General features: G+C 69.3%; 16 protein-coding genes. 7 read left to right on the forward strand and 9 right to left on the reverse strand.

From position 1 onward, the window contains the following. Positions 1 to 29: 29 nt before the first annotated feature. Positions 30 to 797, forward strand: coding sequence for a class I SAM-dependent methyltransferase (locus OXS27_RS11685; protein WP_243925598.1), 768 nt, complete (start codon positions 30 to 32; stop codon positions 795 to 797). A 275-nt stretch (positions 798 to 1,072) separates the two neighbouring features. Beyond that, positions 1,073 to 1,174 carry a hypothetical protein gene (locus OXS27_RS32660; protein ID WP_346732990.1) on the forward strand — a complete coding sequence of 34 codons (102 nt, stop codon included), beginning with the start codon at positions 1,073 to 1,075 and terminating at the stop codon, positions 1,172 to 1,174. 1 nt (position 1,175) lies between these two features. On the opposite strand, the gene gltX is transcribed toward OXS27_RS32660, so the two are convergent. Then, the gene (gene gltX / locus OXS27_RS11695) at positions 1,176 to 2,516 is read right to left on the reverse strand and encodes a glutamate--tRNA ligase (protein WP_267356360.1); all 1,341 of its coding nucleotides are present in this window, start codon (positions 2,514 to 2,516) and stop codon (positions 1,176 to 1,178) included. Positions 2,517 to 2,669: 153 nt separating this feature from the next. Here gltX and OXS27_RS11700 point away from each other — a divergent pair, with 153 nt between their 5' ends. Next, positions 2,670 to 3,947 carry an FAD-binding oxidoreductase gene (locus OXS27_RS11700; protein WP_267356361.1) on the forward strand — a complete coding sequence of 426 codons (1,278 nt, stop codon included), beginning with the start codon at positions 2,670 to 2,672 and terminating at the stop codon, positions 3,945 to 3,947. Between the two features lie 3 nt (positions 3,948 to 3,950). On the opposite strand, the gene OXS27_RS11705 is transcribed toward OXS27_RS11700, so the two are convergent. Continuing rightward, on the reverse strand, positions 3,951 to 4,421 hold the full coding sequence (locus OXS27_RS11705; protein WP_243925595.1) for a hypothetical protein: 471 nt from the start codon (positions 4,419 to 4,421) through the stop codon (positions 3,951 to 3,953). Continuing rightward, positions 4,421 to 4,834 carry a hypothetical protein gene (locus OXS27_RS11710; RefSeq protein WP_267356362.1) on the reverse strand — a complete coding sequence of 138 codons (414 nt, stop codon included), beginning with the start codon at positions 4,832 to 4,834 and terminating at the stop codon, positions 4,421 to 4,423. Before OXS27_RS11710 ends, OXS27_RS11705 begins: the two co-directional genes overlap by 1 nt. A 300-nt stretch (positions 4,835 to 5,134) precedes the next feature. Here OXS27_RS11710 and OXS27_RS11715 point away from each other — a divergent pair, with 300 nt between their 5' ends. The 3 genes from OXS27_RS11715 to OXS27_RS11725 are packed head-to-tail and all read left to right on the forward strand — an operon-like array spanning position 5,135 to position 8,029. Continuing rightward, entirely contained in the window at positions 5,135 to 5,674 is a 540-nt protein-coding gene (locus OXS27_RS11715) for a pilus assembly protein (protein WP_267356363.1), read from the forward strand. Further along, positions 5,668 to 6,315, forward strand: a complete 648-nt coding sequence (locus OXS27_RS11720; RefSeq protein WP_243925593.1) for a TadE/TadG family type IV pilus assembly protein — start codon at positions 5,668 to 5,670, stop codon at positions 6,313 to 6,315. The genes OXS27_RS11715 and OXS27_RS11720 overlap by 7 nt, the downstream gene beginning before the upstream one ends. Beyond that, positions 6,299 to 8,029, forward strand: a complete 1,731-nt coding sequence (locus OXS27_RS11725; protein ID WP_267356488.1) for a TadE/TadG family type IV pilus assembly protein — start codon at positions 6,299 to 6,301, stop codon at positions 8,027 to 8,029. Before OXS27_RS11720 ends, OXS27_RS11725 begins: the two co-directional genes overlap by 17 nt. 88 nt (positions 8,030 to 8,117) lie before the next feature. On the opposite strand, the gene dksA is transcribed toward OXS27_RS11725, so the two are convergent. From dksA to OXS27_RS11750, 5 genes are all read right to left on the reverse strand, one after another. Beyond that, positions 8,118 to 8,537, reverse strand: a complete 420-nt coding sequence (gene dksA / locus OXS27_RS11730; RefSeq protein WP_243925591.1) for an RNA polymerase-binding protein DksA — start codon at positions 8,535 to 8,537, stop codon at positions 8,118 to 8,120. Between the two features lie 174 nt (positions 8,538 to 8,711). Beyond that, on the reverse strand, positions 8,712 to 9,728 hold the full coding sequence (locus tag OXS27_RS11735) for a hypothetical protein (protein WP_267356364.1): 1,017 nt from the start codon (positions 9,726 to 9,728) through the stop codon (positions 8,712 to 8,714). Between the two features lie 2 nt (positions 9,729 to 9,730). Continuing rightward, a complete protein-coding gene (locus OXS27_RS11740) occupies positions 9,731 to 11,104 on the reverse strand; it encodes an MBOAT family O-acyltransferase (RefSeq protein WP_267356365.1) in 1,374 nt (457 codons plus the stop codon). A 185-nt stretch (positions 11,105 to 11,289) separates the two neighbouring features. Next, entirely contained in the window at positions 11,290 to 11,988 is a 699-nt protein-coding gene (locus tag OXS27_RS11745) for an HAD-IA family hydrolase (RefSeq protein WP_267356366.1), read from the reverse strand. Between the two features lie 274 nt (positions 11,989 to 12,262). Then, positions 12,263 to 13,510: an Hsp70 family protein gene (locus tag OXS27_RS11750; RefSeq protein WP_267356367.1), complete on the reverse strand. Its 1,248-nt coding sequence runs from the start codon at positions 13,508 to 13,510 to the stop codon at positions 12,263 to 12,265. A gap of 156 nt (positions 13,511 to 13,666) precedes the next feature. Between OXS27_RS11750 and OXS27_RS11755 the strand changes: the two genes are divergently transcribed. Beyond that, positions 13,667 to 15,163 (forward strand): DUF87 domain-containing protein, encoded by a 1,497-nt coding sequence (locus OXS27_RS11755; protein ID WP_267356368.1) that lies wholly within the window; start codon positions 13,667 to 13,669, stop codon positions 15,161 to 15,163. Here the strand turns inward: OXS27_RS11755 and OXS27_RS11760 are convergent, their stop codons facing one another. Continuing rightward, positions 15,164 to 15,592, reverse strand: a complete 429-nt coding sequence (locus OXS27_RS11760; protein ID WP_267356369.1) for a flagellar assembly protein FliX — start codon at positions 15,590 to 15,592, stop codon at positions 15,164 to 15,166. Between the last annotated feature and the right edge of the window lie 51 nt (positions 15,593 to 15,643).

The raw sequence follows: 15,643 nt of genomic DNA on the forward strand, positions 1-15,643 counted from the left end.
ACGATGCGTCCGCTCCAGGAGACAAGCCCATGTCCGGGCGCAGCCACGCCAGCCACGTCGTCGACCAGTTCGGCGCGCAGGCCACGGCCTATGTCACCAGCGCAGTCCATGCGGGCGGTGCCGATCTCGATCGGATCGGCGCCGTGATCGGCGCGCTGCCGGGGGCGCGGGCGCTCGATCTTGGCTGCGGCGGCGGTCACGTCGCCTTCGCGGCGGCGGCGGCCGGTGCTGCGGTCACTGCCTATGATCTCTCGGCCGAAATGCTGGCGGCCGTCTCCGCCGAAGCAGCTCGGCGTGGGCTCGACCGGATCGAGACCCACCAGGGGGCGGCCGAGACGCTGCCCTTCGCGGATGCGAGCTTCGACGCGGTGCTCACCCGGTTCAGCGCCCATCATTGGCGTGACGTTCCGGCCGCCCTTGCGGAGGCGAGGCGGGTGGTGAAACCCGATGGCCTGCTCGTCGCCTGCGATGTGGTAGCCCCGGAGGATCCGCTGCTCGACACGCATCTCCAGGCGGTCGAGCTGCTGCGCGATCCGTCCCACGTGCGCGACTACCGGGTCTCGGAATGGCGCGCCATGCTGGAGGCTGCCGGCTTCGCGCCGGGCGCCGTCATGGCGAGCCGCCCGCGCATGGAATTCGCGAGCTGGATCGCCCGTATGCGCACGCCGCCGACCCATGTCGCGGCGATCCGGGCCATCCAGGCTTCGGCTGCCGCCGAGGTCACGGCGCATTTCCGGATCGAGCCGGATGGCAGCTTTCTGCTCGATTCGGTGCTGATCGAAGCACGACCACGCTGAACCGCGGCTCACGGTTCAGCGCAGCGCCTCCGTGCCGATGGCGCTGGTCCACGACGAGGACGGCCATTTCGACGGGCTCGTGACGCCAGCCAACATCCTCGACGCCATCGCGGGCGCGTTCGACTCCGCGCAGGCCGAGCCGGACGCGGTGCGTCGACCCGACGGCTCTGGCCGATTGCGGGCGCGATGCCGGCCGACGAACTGGCCGACCAGCTCGGCGTTCGGCTCCCGGCCTCGTCATCGCCACGCTTCATCGTCTGCCGGAGACTGGCGAGATCTGCCACATCGCCGACTGGCAGTTGGAGGTGGTGGATCTCGACGGACGGCGCGTCGACAAGCCGCTGGCGACCAAGCTGGAAACGGCCGAGGCGGAGTAGCTCAGGCCGCCTCACCCGCCAGCCGCCGCGCCGCCCGGTCCCGCCCGATCAGCGGCAGCAGACCGGCGAGATCAGGCCCATGCTCCAGCCCGGTGAGCGCGAGCCGCAGCGGCATGAACAGGCCCTTGCCCTTTGCCCCGGTTCGCGTCCGGATCTCGGTCGTCCAGGCTTTCCAGGTCTCGGGGCCGAACGGCTCGGGCGGCAGACTGTCCTGCGCAGCCGCGATCACCGCCGGCTCGCTCAGCACCGGCTCGACCGAACCGGCGACGACCCGCCACCACTCGGCCGCCTCCGCGACCCGGTTGAGATTGGCCCGCACCGCCAGCCAGAACGCCTCCGCGCGATCCGCTGGAATTCCAAGGTCCTCCAGCCGATCGGAAACATCCGCGTACGGCATGGCGTGGACGAGGCGTGCGTTGAGACCGTCGAGCTCCGCGGTGTCGAACCGGGCCGGCGCCCGCGAGATCTCGGCGAGGTCGATCAGGCCGGCCAAAGTGTCGAGGTCGGGGACCGCCCGGACGGATTCGGCGGAGCCGGTAAGGACGGCGAGGGAGCGCACCGCGGCGGGCTCGTAGCCGGCCTCGCGCAGGCCGCGCAGCGACAGGTGGCCGAGCCGCTTCGACAGCCCCTCCCCGTCCGCGGTGGTGAGCAGGTTGTGGTGGCCGAAGATCGGAACGGCGGCGCCCAGTGCCTCGAAGATCTGCACCTGCACACCGGTGTTGGTGACGTGGTCCTCGCCGCGGATGACGTGGGTGATTCCCAGGTCGGCGTCGTCCACGACCGAGGGCAGCGTGTAGAGGTAGCTGCCGTCGCCGCGGATCAGCACCGGATCGGACAGCGACGCGCAATCGACATGGGCCGGGCCACGGACGAGGTCGTCCCACGTCACGGTCCGGGCCTCCAAAAGGAAGCGCCAGTGCGGTCGCCGCCCATCGGCTTCCAGGGTGGCACGCTCTTCAGCGGTGAGCTTGAGCGCCGCCCGGTCGTAGATCGGCGGCTGGTTACGGCCGAGCTGGCGCTTGCGGCGACGCTCCAGCTCCTCCTGGGTCTCGTAGCATGGGTAGAGCCGGCCCGCGGCGCGCAGGCGATCGGCGGCGGTATCGTGCTGCGCCTTCCGGTCGCTCTGCCGGGCGAACAGATCGGGCTTGATGCCGAGCCACGCGAGATCCTCATGAATCGCTTGGGCGAAGGCCTCGGTCGAGCGTTCCGCATCGGTGTCGTCGAGGCGCAGCAGGAAGCGTCCGCCGGTCCGGCGGGCGAACAGCGCGTTCAGCAGGGCCGGACGGGCATTGCCGATATGGAGGTAGCCGGTCGGCGAAGGAGCGAAGCGAACGAGAGTCATGGTCCGCTCCATAGCCGATCTTGGGGCCGATGGCGCAGGACTTCATGGTCTTTGCCCGGCGCCCGGCTCATGGCGGCCCACCGGGAAGGCGCTACCCAGGGGCGTGGAAACCGGTCAGAAGGCTGCGCTTGGCGCTGCGCGGGACAAGGCTCGATGGCGACGGACGAGACGGCCGACATCGTGGTGATCGGCGGCGGGATGGTCGGTCTCGCCAGCGCCATCGCGCTGAAGGATCGGGGCCTCGATGTGGTCCTGTGCGATCCCGGCGAGGCCCGCGCCCGAACCTCCTACGGCAATGCCGGCGTGGTCAGCCGTGGGTCGATCCTGCCGATGTCGAGCCCGGCCCTGTGGGGCAAGCTCCCGGCCTATCTGCGCAACGCCGACCGTGGTTTGCGCCTGAACTACGCGCACTTGCCGCGGATCCTTCCCTACACGGCGCATTTCCTGGCGAGCGCCCGCGCCACCCGCTGGCGCCGGGCCGCCGAAGCGCTGCTGCCGCTGACGAGTGCCGCCTACCCGGCCCATGAACGCCTCGCGGCCCGGGCCGGGACGAGCGACCGGCTGCAGCGGACCGGATGGCTGAAGGCCTACCGCACCGAAGCGGCTTTCGCGGGGGCCGCCCTGGAGCGCGAGATCCTGGCCGGGCACGACGTGGTCTTCGACATCCTCGATACGGCGGCCCTGCGCGATCTGGAGCCGGCCGTGGTCCGACCCTACGCCAAGGCGATGCTGCTGACCGAGACCGGCTCGGTTCGCGAGCCCGGTCGCCTGATCGAAGCCTGCGAGGCGCTCTTTTCCGGTCTCGGCGGACGGCGCCTCCGGGGCAGCGTCGCGCGGCTGGCGCCCGATTCCGGCGGATGGCGGATCGATCTGGAGTCCGGTGCGGTCCGGGCCCGCCAGGTGGTTCTCGCGGCCGGCGCCGCCTCGGGAGCGATCGCGCGGCCGCTGGGCTACCGATTCGCGGTGGCGGCCGAGCGCGGCTACCATCGCCACTACGCCCTGCATCCGGAAAGCCCCCCGCTGACCCGGCCGGTGCTCGATACGGGCGCCGGCTCGATCCTCTCGCCGATGAGCGATCACCGGGTGCGCGTGCTGTCGGGCGTGGAACTCAACGCGAGCCACGCCGCGCCGGATCATACCCAGATCGAGGCGGCCTCCCAGGAAGCGGCCGGGACCCTGCGGCTGGGCGGACCCCTCGACAATACGCCGTGGCTCGGCTCCCGTCCCTCGACGCCGGACGGAATGCCCGTGATCGGCCGGGCGCCCCGACACGACGGATTGTTGTTCGCCTTCGGCCACGGCCATATCGGCCTGTCCACCGGCCCGATTACCGGGGAGATCGTCGCCGATCTCGCCACCGGCCGGAGCCCGGCGGTGCCGGTGGCGGCCTTCGCGCCGGAGCGTCTGCTGCGCTGGCCTCGCCTCTTCTAAACTTTAGCGCCAATCGTAGGGGTTGTACGGGTCGAGCGCCGCCTGGATCTTCCGCAGGATCGCGGGCTGGCGTTGGAGGTCGACATCGCGGGCCAACGCCCGGAGGAAGGCGCGGGGCCCGTGTTCGAGATCGCGGGTGAGGCCGTCATAGCGGTCGGACGGCTCGACGTGGGCGGGATTCACGGCAACCCGGTAATCGAGGCCGCAGGTCGGCGGATCGATCCCCAGCCGGTAGCAGATCCGCACCCGGGCGAAGGGCGCCTCCGGGCGATAATCGACGCGGTAGCCGCCGAAGCTGAAGGCTCCGCCAGTGACGCGCTCGGCATAGGCCAGGGTCTGAGCGACGGTGGCGAACCCGGCGGTGCGGCGGTCGCGTACGAGGTCGATGGCCGCGCGCTCGCTGGGGACGACCGATTGGGCGCAGGCGGCAGTGGAGACCAGCGCGGCCAGGAAGGCGGAGACCAGGGCTCTCATCACGGCTTCTTCATGCAGACCGCGACAGGCTGGGCATCCTTGGCGGCCTTCGCGGTCATGTCGAGGCAGCCGACCGTGGCGACGCCGTCCGTAACGGTGACGGACGGCAGCACCGCCATGCCCCGGCAATAGGCGCCGATCAACTCCTCGTCGCGTCGGCAGGCGACATCCAGCCGGATCTGGCTGTTTACGGCCGGACCTGCCGGCCCCGTGGGCCCGGGCGGGCCCCGTTCACCTGTAATTCCACGTTCGCCCGTCGCCCCGTTCAGGCCGGCAGGACCCTGCGGTCCCGGTGGCCCCTGATCGCCCTTCGGCCCGGGCGGGCCGGCCGGTCCCGGCTTCGGCTGATCGCAACCCGCCAGCGTAAGGGCCGCGATCGTGGCGGCCACGATCGCGGTCAGGGGGCGTTTCATGGAGATCTCCGGCCAAGCCTGCACCCGGAAGTGGTGCAGCTCACTCGACCGTCAATCGTGCGTGGGGACGCTCCGAGCCGGCGCGATCGGGCCGGAACCGGTGGGATAAGTTTCGTTCCGGGCCGACCCCAGCAATCGTATTAAGTCTTTGGTAAAAGCTCGATCCTACGAAGATACACGAGACTATTGCTGCGTAATTCACAGCGCATGACGGACATAAAACCAGGGTTTCCCGATCGAGGCAGAACGTTGGGTCGGCATCTGGCACGCCTCCGTGGCGCGGCCGATGGTGCCGCCGCGGTGGAATTCGCTCTGGTGAGCCTGCCCTTCCTCGCCCTCTGCGGCGCGATCTTTCAGGTCCTTCTCCAAATCTGGGCCACACAGAATTTCGACCGGTCCTTGCAGAACGCCGTCCGCTCGATCTTCACGGGTGAATTCCAGCAGGCGAATGCCGGGCAGACCGACGCGACCAAGCTTCTGGCGGCTCTGAAGACCACGATGTGCGGCCCGGCCAACGCCACCATCGTCAACATCTTCAATTGTCAGAACGTCAAGATCGACGTCACGACCTCGAGCACGTTTTCAAGCGCGAGCCCGACGATCCCGGTCAACAGCACGACCGGCACATGGAACACCAAATTCGGCACGAACTACGCTTGCGCCGCGCCGGGGACGATCGTGATCGTCACCGCGGCCGTGCAATTCCCGACCTTCTTCAACCTCATGGGGCTCAACACCCGGCAGTTCACGACCGGCAGCGGTGCCGGATCGAGCCTGCTAATCTCGACCGCGGTGTTCCGCACCGAACCGTACCAGACGAACGGGGCGAGCCCATGCTGAGGCGCCTGCCGCGCAAGGCCAGGCAGTTGCGGCGCGATCGCCGCGGCACGGCTGCCGTCGAGTTCGCCGTCATCCTGCCGGTCCTGCTGGCGATCTGGGCCGGCATGACCGAACTGGCCCATGCCCTCGACGAGTGGCGCAAGCTGACCGTGCTTGCCCGCACGGTCGCCGATCTGACCGCGCAGGGCGATACCAAGAATCCGATCAGTACGCCCCTGATGACCGACATCTTCGCCTCGGCGACAACGGTGATGCGCCCATTCAACACCGCGGATGCGAAGATTGTAGTCAGCGCGATGGGCGTCGGACTTTCGGGCTCGACCCTGATCCCGACCGTCTGCTCCAGCTATGCCACCGGCAACGCCACGCCGCGCAGCACCGGTCTGGCGACCGGCCTCACCGTACCGCCCGGCTATCAGACTCTCGGCATGCGCTACGTCCTTGCCGAGGTCAGCATCCCGTATGCACCGATGATCGGAAGCGCCCTGGTGAAGCTCGCCAAGGGTGTCAGCGGCACCATCACCTTCTCCAGCGTCGTTCCATGGCCAACGCGGGGCGGTAAAACCTATGGGAACAATATCTACACTGAGGTGGTGTTGCCCGGCGCGAACGCAGCGGCGTGCGATAAGTCGGCTCCGTAACGCACCCCACCGCTTCACCCGAGACCGCCGCGGCAACGTGGCGCTCCTGTTCGCTTTCATGAGCGTGCCGATGCTCATGCTCAGCGGTGCGGCCATCGACTACGGTTTCGCGACGCGGCTGGAAACGAAGCTCCAAGCCGCGACGGACGCCACCGCGCTGCTCCTCTGCCAGACGCCCGCGACCGCGACCCCGGCCGACCTGAACGCCCTGGCCCAGACGACGATGATCGGTGCCATGGGGGCGCCCAACCTCGTCGTCGACCCGCTGGCCATCACCAGCAACCCACGCCAGATCACCCTGACGGCGCACAAGCTGTCGACGACCTTCTTCGGCAAGCTGACCGGCACCACGCGCATCAACCCGGGCGCCACGTCTCAATGCGCCACGCCGATCCCGAAGACCTTCGAGATCGCGCTGGTGCTCGACAATACGGGGTCGATGGCCGCGTCGAGCGGCGGCCAGTCGAAGCTGCAGGCGGTGCAGCAGGCCGCGACGAACTTCGTCAACTACGTCTACACCAACTCGTCCTTCAGCAGCGCGACCCGGATCTCCATCGTGCCGTTCGCCGGGGCCGTGGCGGTCAATCCGACGATCTATCGGACCGCGAGCTGGATCGACCAGAACGCGCAGTCCAGCTTCCACTGGACCAACGTGACGAGCGCCAGCCAGTTCGGCTTCGCAAACCGGTTCGACATCTTCACAAAGCTGCAGAGCAGCGGCGTCAGCGGTTGGGGCTGGGGCGGATGCCTGGAATCGCTGCCTTACCCGCTGAACACCCAGGACGCCGCCCCGACCTCCGGCAACAAGGATTCCTATTTCGTCCCGTTGTTCGCCCCCGACGAGCCGGGCGACGCGAGCAGCACCTATAGCAACTTTAACGACAATACAGGCTCATACCGATCGTACAACAGCTACATCGACGACGACAACAGCAGCTTCTTCGGCACCTGCTCGATCAATTCGAGCTTGTCTTACGATACCGCCCTGGCCCGGGCGTGCAAATACGTGAACCCACGCAACGCCACGTCCAGCACCTATCTCGGGATCCCCAGCGGACCGAATTTCGGTTGCACGACGCAGCCGCTTCTGCCGCTCACCAGCAACCAGACCGCGCTCAAGAGCCTCATCGGCAACATGGCGCCGCTGGGCTCGACCAATATCTTCGAGGGCCTCATGTGGGGCTGGCGGACGCTCTCGCCGGTCAGCGTCTTCTCGTCCAGCTATGCTTCCATCAATCCGGCCGCAGCCGCGTCGGCGGCCTACACGACGACCTCGAGTCCGTCGAACGCTACGGCGATCAACAAGATCATGATCCTGATGACCGACGGCACGAACAGCTGGACGGCCAATCCCAACGCGCCGACCGGATCGCTGTATTTCTCGGCCGGCTACTTCCAGAACGCCAACCAGACGAGCGCCAACCCGCGGATGCCGCCGGGGCAGTACCAGAACGTCTCGGACGCCAACAGCGCCCGGAACGCGCTCGACGCATTGACTGCCACGGCCTGCGCCAACGCGAAGGCGGTCAACATCTCGATCTACACGATCGGATTCAGCGTCTCGACCGACCCGATCGATGCGGCAGGCCAGACGCTCCTGAAGAACTGCGCCTCCTCGGCAAGCCAGTTTTTCATCGCCAACACCGCAGACGACCTGATCGCGGCGTTTCAGAAGATCCAGTCGAGCATCGGCGCACTGCGTCTGACGCAGTAAGCCGAGCCAGCGCCTGATCGACCCGTGGGCGAATCAGCGGTCGCCTCCGCAGGATCGGCGACGCCTCGCAATGCCGACGGACGAAGGCTCAATCGTCCCGGTAGACCCGCTCGCGCCGCTCGTGGCGCTCCTGGGCTTCCAGCGACAGGGTCGCGATCGGTCGGGCATCGAGGCGGCGCAGGGAGATCGGCTCGCCGGTCTCCTCGCAGAAGCCGTAGGAGCCGTCCTCCAGCCGGGCGAGCGCGGCGTCGATCTTGCCGGTGAGCTTGCGCTGGCGGTCCCGCGCCCGCAGCTCGATCGACCGGTCGGTCTCCGATGAGGCGCGGTCGGCGAGATCCGGATGATTCTCGTTCTCGCTCTGGAGTGCGACCAGGGTGTCCTGCGCTTCGCGCAGGATATCGGTCTTCCAGCTCAGCAGCTTGCGCCGGAAGTATTCGCGCTGCCGGTCGTTCATGAAGGGCTCGTCGTCGGACGGGACGTAGCCGTCCTCCAGCGTCACCTTCGCCATGCGTCACCCTCGCTGGAATCGAGCCGCCCACCAGGGGATGGCCGGTGCGCGGCGATAACGTGAGGTGCCGTATAGTCGAGGCGGTCTATCGCGACAACGCGCCCGGGACTCGCCATGTGAAGGCGCCCCCCACTGTACCGCCGCGTGCGGCAATCCGGTCACGGTACAGACCTTTTAGTCTGTCATCCGTGTTCGCAAGCGAACAATTGCGTCGGCGATGTCCGTCGTGAGGATGCGGGCGAGCGGCAGCCTGTAATGCGTCTGGTCGAAGAACAGGTCGGGATCCCCGGCCTCGGGGCGCCCATCGCGCCAATCCACCACCGTGCTAGACGGATGCTCCGACAGCGCGGCTCGGACTTCGGCGCGGCAGGCCGCCTCGGCCACCGCCCGAGGGCTGCCAGCCGGCGGTTCCGAGCGTGCGTAGACCGGGGGGAAGACGATCACCACCGGCGTTCGCGCGGGGATCCGCGCGAGTTCGGCCCGCAGCCGGGCGGCGATCGGGAACGGGCCCCCGTGATGCGGCTCCGGCGTGGGGCTGGCGGGCTTCTCGAGGGCTGCCTTCTTGGCCGGGTCGATACCGAACCCCTGGCTGAGGTAATTGCGCTCGTAGTCCCACCAGCCATCGGCCGCGGCCGTCTTGTGCCGTGGATTCAGCAGCCAGCCGAGGCGGTTGATCGTCTCCTGAGCGGCCGGGAAGCGGATGAGGCCATTCAGGTAATCAGGCCAGCCTCCGAGCAGCCAGTAGGGAAAACCGTGCTCACTCGGGAAAGCGGGATCGTCGGCACACCAGAAGGCATCGGCCGAGAGGACGAGAGCTTCGGGCCGGGCGTGGTGCTGCAGATACCAATCGAGCACTGCAAATTGCTCCATCGGGCCAGTCGCCGGCACCGAGAGCTGGACGAACGGGATGCCGGTGAGCCGGGTCAGCGTCGCCGGCTCGATCAGTTGGATGTGAGAATTGCCGATCACCGCACCGGTATAGGCCGGATCGCGCCCGCGCACGGCCGAGGCGGTGCGCGGGCCCTGCGGCCGGACGGCGCCGCGGGACAGCAGGGTCGAGCGGCCGGTATCGTAGGGATCGACCAGCACCGCCAGCGCCAGATAGGCCACGAATACGCCGGCCACCGACAGCAGCAGGAACCGGGCGAAGCCCTGCCAGTCCCGGTCCGCGCTGGGTGGGGTCGCCGCCATGCTCAGAACTGGAAGTAGATGAACTCGTAGTTCGCATCGTCGCCGATCTTCAGCAGGACGAGGACGAACAGGAGCGCGAAGCCGAAGGCGAGGAGGCGCCGCGGCGGTAGCCGGCGGACGGCGGCCCAGGCGGTGGGCCCGATCGTGGCGACCAGGGCGGCGGCCGCGATGGTGCGCCATTTGAAGCCCGAACCCTTTGGGGCCAGCCCGAACAGACCCTTGAACACGATCAGCGCGGCATCGAAACTCGTCGCGCGGAACAGCACCCAGGTCAGCATCACGAACAGGCTGGTTAGCAGCCAGCCGACCGGGGCCGGGATCGCGATCCGGGCGCGGCGCGCCATCACGCCGGCGCCGAGGCCGACTCCGTGCAGGGCGCCCCAGGCCAGGAAGGTCAGACCGGCCCCGTGCCAGAGGCCGCCCAGCGTCATGGTGGCGGCGAGCGCCCCGACCTGCCGCGGCAGCCCGTGCCGGTTCCCGCCCAGGGGGACATAGAGGTAGTCGCGCAGGAACCGCGACAGCGTCATGTGCCAGCGTCGCCAGAAGTCGCGCAGCGAGGTGGCGCGGTAGGGCGCGTCGAAATTCTGCGGCAGGACCAGCCCGAACAGCAGTGCGATGCCGAGCGCCATGTCGGTGTAGCCGGAAAAGTCGAAATAGATCTGGAAAGTGAAGCCCAGCGTCGCCTGCCACGCCTCCGCGACCGTGACGACCTTCCCGGCGGCCGCCGCCTGGAACACGGGATTCACGTAGGCCGCGAGCGGATCGCCGAGGAACACCTTCTTGGCCAACCCCACCGTGAGCAGCATCAGGCCTCGGCTGAAGCGCTCGGCGGCGTCCGGCCGCGCGTAGGGCTCGGCGTCGAACTGGTGCATGATCTCGCTCCAGCGCACGAGCGGGCCGGCGAGAACCTGCGGGAAGAAGGCGATGTAGAGGGCGTATTTCACCAGCCCGAAGGATGGCGCGCGGCCGGCCCGCAGGTCGGCGAGGTACATGATGTGGTGGAAGGTGAAGAACGAGATGCCGAGCGGGAGAGCGAGCCCAAGCCGCGGCGCCTCCAAGCCCGGGATCAGGTTGGCGAGATCGGCCGCGAAATCGAAATACTTGAACACGCCGAGCAGCGCGAGATTGGCCGCGATGGCCGCCGGGATCAACCAGCGCCCGGGCCAGCGGCGATAGGCGCGGGCGACGCACCAGTTCGCCAGGATCGAACCAGCGAGCAGCGGAACGAAGCGGATGTCCCACCAGCCGTAGAACACGAAGGACAGGCCGACGAGGAGCGGCAACCGCCACGCCGGCGCGGCGCGCGCCACCAGCGCGTGCAGGACCAGGGCGGCGGGCAGGAAGGCGAGGAGGAAGACGAAGGAGTTGAACAGCATCGGGCGAGGCGGCGCGGAGGAGCCCGGATGGGCCGCCGTTGTCCTGAGCGGAAGGGCCCGCCTTGTCGGGGATCGTGCGCGGCCCGTCAATCGCCGCTCTCATCCGCTCGTGCCCCCTTGCGGGATCACAAACGGGCTCTTGCGCCGAACCGGTAGCCACTTCGGCAGAGAGCGCCCGAAGCCGTTCAGGAGACCGACAGCAGGTCGGGCAAACCCACAAGGTCGTTCAATTCGGCGTCCGGCGGCCAGTCCGGGTTCAGCGGCTCGCCTGCCCGATCGATCCATACGGACCGGATACCGAGTTCGTGACAGACCTTCAGGTCGGTGAACTGTCCCATGCCGACGTGCACGGTCTGCTCCTTCGTGACCCCCATGATCTCGTAGGCGTGAAGGAAAAGCCGATGATCGGGCTTGTAGGCGCGGGCCTGCTGGGCCGTGACGACGAAGTCGATCGGCACCCCGATCGCCTCGATGGAGCCGGCGATCAGGTCGTCGTCCGTGTTGCTGATGACCGCGAGCCGGTAGCGCGCGCGTAAGCGAGCCAGCGCAGCCGGGACGTCGGGATGCGGCTCGATCCGGCCGAGGATCGAGAACAGCGTTCCCTCGTCCTCGGGCGTCGCCGTATGACCGGCCTCGGCGAGCGCGATCGCGAGGGCGGACCGCAGGACAGACTTGTAGTCGCAGTAGGGCGGGCGTTGCTGGCGCTCGACGGCGGCGCTGCGCAGCCGGTCGGCCAGAGCGGTCGATTGGTCTTCCACTTCCGCCTGCGCGATGCGGCCGGCGAGGATCGCGCGGGCGGCGGACCGGACGGCGTCATGCCACTGAACGAGGGTGCCGTAGCAGTCGAAGGTAATGACGGTCGGCGCGGGTTGCAGTTGCAGCATGATCGGTCTCACCGGGCGGCCCTCAGCGGACTATCCCTGTCCGCAAAGTCCGGTTCCCACCCCCGAGCCAAAGTTGCGGCCGAACTCACGAGCGAACGCATTAGGAACGCACTGACGGCAGTTCGGGTCGCTGAGTTGGGTTGGGAGCAGCCCCTCGCATGGTCCTGCCGATACGATTCTGGCCCTGGCCCAGCTCACCAAACACAAGCGATGTGCTAAGCCGGGGCTGCATCGCCCCGGCCGCCAGGCCGGCAGCGCCATTGAGCGCTACGAGTCACCCTCGGCGCCGCGCCGCCTCGATGGTCAGCCCCAGCCCCACCGAACCGAAGATATCACCCTCCACCACCCGGGCCGACGGCAGGGCCGCCGTCAGCGCGGCGCGCAGATGCGGCAGGCCTGTGGAGCCCCCGGTGAGGAATAAGGCGTCGATCCGCTCCGGCGCCAGCTCGGCCTGGGCGAGGCAGCGGCCGATCCGTGCGGCCACCGAACGGGCGAGGTCGCCCGTCTGGACGGCGAGCGTCCCGCGATCGACCCGGGCCGCGAGCCCGCGCTCCACGAGGCCGAGGTCGAGTTCCGCCGCGCCGCCCTCGGAGGCCGCGATCTTGGCGCCCTCCACCGCACCCGCCAGGGCGTGGCCGCGCTCGCCCTCCACCGCCGCGTGCAGACGCGTCACGAGATCGGGCCGGGCGCAGTCGCGGATCACCTCGTCGATCTCGCGCAGGGTCTTCGCATTGTAGAGCCGGTTGATCGCTGACCACGTGGCGAGGTCGTGATAATAGGCGTTCGGCACCGCGAGGTCGGCGCGGCGCATCGGGCTGCCGAGGCCGAGCAGTGGCATCACGGTCGCGAGGCTGAGCTGCCGGTCGAAATCGGTACCGCCGATCCGCACGCCGTCATTGGCCAGGATGTCGCCGGCCCGGTCCACCAGGCCCCTGCGCTCCGGCGAGAGGCGCACGATCGAGAAATCCGAGGTGCCGCCGCCGATATCGGCCACCAGGGCGATTTCCTCCGACTCGACCTGCCGCTCGTAGTCGAGGGCGGCGGCGATCGGCTCGTACTGGAACGACACCGTGCGGAACCCGACCTCGCGGGCGATCTCCCGGAGGGTGTCCTCGGCGCGGCGGTCGGCCTCCGCGTCGCCGTCCACGAAATGGACCGGGCGGCCGTGGACCACGCTGTCGAGGGTCGCGCCACAGGCCGCCTCGGCCCGCGCCTTCACCTCCGTAAGATACCGCGCGATGATGTCGCGCAGGCGCAGGCGTTGGCGGCCGACCGGGGTAGCCTCGTCCATCAGCGGCGTGCCGAGCACGGATTTGAGGCCCCGCATCAGCCGCCCGGACAGGCCCTCCACGTAGGCCGCCGTGGCGGCGCGGCCGATCACCGGCTCCTCGCCGAGCTCGAAGAAGATCGCGCTCGGGATCGTCCGGTGCGCGCCCTCCAGCGGCAGCAGGATGGGTCCGTCCGGGCCGACATGCCCGAGGGTGGTGTTCGACGTGCCGAAATCGAGGCCGCAGGCCGCCATCGTGTCTTGGATCCGGGTTCTGTCTGGGAGGGGCGTCGCCGTAACAGGGCCGGAGCGTTGCGGTCCAGGCCGGAAACGGCGGGGCTGGTATCGCGGGAAGCGTGGACAGATGCCAGCAGACCGCCCGCAGCCGCCGCCGGCATGCTATGAGGCACCATGCGTTCCGACATCGATCTCGGCCTGACCGGCGAGCGCCCCGCGCTCCTCGACCTCACCGAACTGCTCGCCACGCGGCTCCTGGTGCAGGGCAATTCGGGCTCCGGCAAATCGCATCTGCTGCGGCGCCTGCTGGAGCAGAGCGCAGGCCTCGTGCAGCAGGCGATCATCGATCCCGAGGGTGATTTCGCCAGCCTCGCCGACAGCTACGGCCACGTCGTGGTGGAGGCCGACGGCGACGATGTCGCGCTGCAGCGGATCGCCGCCCGGGTTCGCACCCATCGGGTCTCGGTGGTGCTGTCGCTGGAGAACCTCGACGCCGACGCGCAGATGCGCGCCGCAGCCGCGTTCCTCGGCGGCCTGTTCGATGCGGACCGCGACCATTGGTACCCGATGCTGGTGGCGGTGGATGAAGCGCAGCTCTTCGCGCCCGCGGCGGCCGGCGAGGTCTCCGACGAGGCGCGGCGCCTGTCGCTGGGCGCGATGACCAACCTGATGTGCCGCGGGCGCAAGCGGGGTCTGGCCGGGATCATCGCCACCCAGCGGCTGGCCAAGCTCGCCAAGAACGTCGCGGCGGAAGCCTCGAACTTCCTGATGGGCCGGACCTTCCTCGATATCGATATGGCCCGCGCCGCCGATCTCCTCGGCCTGGAACGCCGCCAAGCCGAGACGTTTCGCGATCTGCCGCGGGGGCATTTCGTGGCCTTGGGCCCGGCCCTTTCGCGGCGCCCGCTCACGATCGCGGTCGGCCCGACCGTCACGGTGAGCCGGAGTTCCTCGCCGGTCCTGGTGCCGCTGCCGGAGGCGACGGAGGATGCCCGAGCGCTCATCCTGACGGCGAGCCCGCAGGAAAGCATGGTGCAGCTCGCACCGCGCCCGAAGCCGCGCCCCGCGCCGACGCCGGACGTGCTCGTCCAGTTGGCGAACTATCGGCCGCCGGCCCCCGCCGAGGAGCCCGACGAGGAACCGATGGACCCGGAGGCGCGCGAAGCGGCGCTCGCCGAGGTGCTGGCCTCGGTCCTGGCGGATGCGGATGCCGCCGCCTGCACGCCCGCAACCCTCTATCAGGACTTCACGGTCCGCTGCCGGATCCGGCGCCTGCGCGGCGACGCGATGGGCCTGCCCGAGTTCAAACGGCGTCTCGCCGTCGCCCGGGCCGAGGCTGGGGGCGCGGTCGCCGACGATTCCGGGTGGACGCGGGCGCAGGAGATCGCAGCCGGCCTGCCGGACGATCTTGCCGGGCTGTTCCTGGTGGTGGCCCGGGCGGCGATCGAGGGCGCGCCCTGCCCCACCGACACGATGCTGGCGGAAGCCTACGGCACCAGCTCGGGCGGCCGAGCCCGGCGGATGCTGGCCTATCTGGAGGAGCGCGGCGCGATCGTCACCCGCAAGGACCTGCGCGGCGCGCCGATCATCGCGGTACCGGATCTTGGCGTGGAAACCGGACCTGGCGAACCGCAATTGCTGCCGACCGGGCCGAAGCGGCGGGCGGGTTAGTCAGACGCCCCGGCGTGTTTCCAGCTTGGCGAGTTCCACCGCCGCCCGCAGCTCGATCTCGGCCATCAGGCCGTCGAGCCGTGGATCGCCCGAGGGACCCGATCGCTCGGCCAAACGGCCCGCGATCGCGCGCAGGTCCTGCGGCGCAACGCGGCCCCCGAGCAGCGCGGCCTTCAACCGGTCGAGGCCGTCGAGCAGATCCTGGCCGCGCTTGGCCGAGCGGCGGCGCCGCTCCTGCGGGGTTTCGCTCTCGGTTTGAAGCAGCAGGACCGCGTCGAGCCCGGCCAGCGACGTGGCAGCCGCCGGAGCGTTAGCGCCCGAGGTCGGGGTCGAAGCCGCGTCGAGGCTGAAGCCGGGGCCGCCTTCGTGACGCCGGGGGGCCGCGATGCCGCCTGCGCTCTGGATCGGCTGGCGAGTCTCGACGCGCATGATCCGGTTCGCGGTGCTCCCGGCGCCCCTGCGCCGCATCGGAAACTCGGC

It is taken from the genome of Methylobacterium sp. GC_Met_3 (genome assembly GCF_026540775.1).
Classification (GTDB): Bacteria; Pseudomonadota; Alphaproteobacteria; order Rhizobiales; family Beijerinckiaceae; genus Methylobacterium.

Excerpts from the sequence above, each read along its gene's own strand:
- OXS27_RS11710 (WP_267356362.1), bottom strand. The coding sequence starts at position 4,834 with ATGAAACGCCCCCTGACCGCGATCGTGGCCGCCACGATCGCGGCCCTT.
- OXS27_RS11740 (WP_267356365.1), bottom strand. The coding sequence starts at position 11,104 with ATGCTGTTCAACTCCTTCGTCTTCCTCCTCGCCTTCCTGCCCGCCGCC.
- OXS27_RS11745 (WP_267356366.1), bottom strand. The coding sequence starts at position 11,988 with ATGCTGCAACTGCAACCCGCGCCGACCGTCATTACCTTCGACTGCTAC.
- OXS27_RS11735 (WP_267356364.1), bottom strand. The coding sequence starts at position 9,728 with ATGGCGGCGACCCCACCCAGCGCGGACCGGGACTGGCAGGGCTTCGCC.
- OXS27_RS11700 (WP_267356361.1), top strand. The coding sequence starts at position 2,670 with ATGGCGACGGACGAGACGGCCGACATCGTGGTGATCGGCGGCGGGATG.
- OXS27_RS11705 (WP_243925595.1), bottom strand. The coding sequence starts at position 4,421 with ATGAGAGCCCTGGTCTCCGCCTTCCTGGCCGCGCTGGTCTCCACTGCC.
- gltX (WP_267356360.1), bottom strand. The coding sequence starts at position 2,516 with ATGACTCTCGTTCGCTTCGCTCCTTCGCCGACCGGCTACCTCCATATC.
- OXS27_RS11755 (WP_267356368.1), top strand. The coding sequence starts at position 13,667 with ATGCGTTCCGACATCGATCTCGGCCTGACCGGCGAGCGCCCCGCGCTC.
- dksA (WP_243925591.1), bottom strand. The coding sequence starts at position 8,537 with ATGGCGAAGGTGACGCTGGAGGACGGCTACGTCCCGTCCGACGACGAG.
- OXS27_RS11750 (WP_267356367.1), bottom strand. The coding sequence starts at position 13,510 with ATGGCGGCCTGCGGCCTCGATTTCGGCACGTCGAACACCACCCTCGGG.
- OXS27_RS11760 (WP_267356369.1), bottom strand. The coding sequence starts at position 15,592 with ATGCGCGTCGAGACTCGCCAGCCGATCCAGAGCGCAGGCGGCATCGCG.
- OXS27_RS11685 (WP_243925598.1), top strand. The coding sequence starts at position 30 with ATGTCCGGGCGCAGCCACGCCAGCCACGTCGTCGACCAGTTCGGCGCG.
- OXS27_RS11720 (WP_243925593.1), top strand. The coding sequence starts at position 5,668 with ATGCTGAGGCGCCTGCCGCGCAAGGCCAGGCAGTTGCGGCGCGATCGC.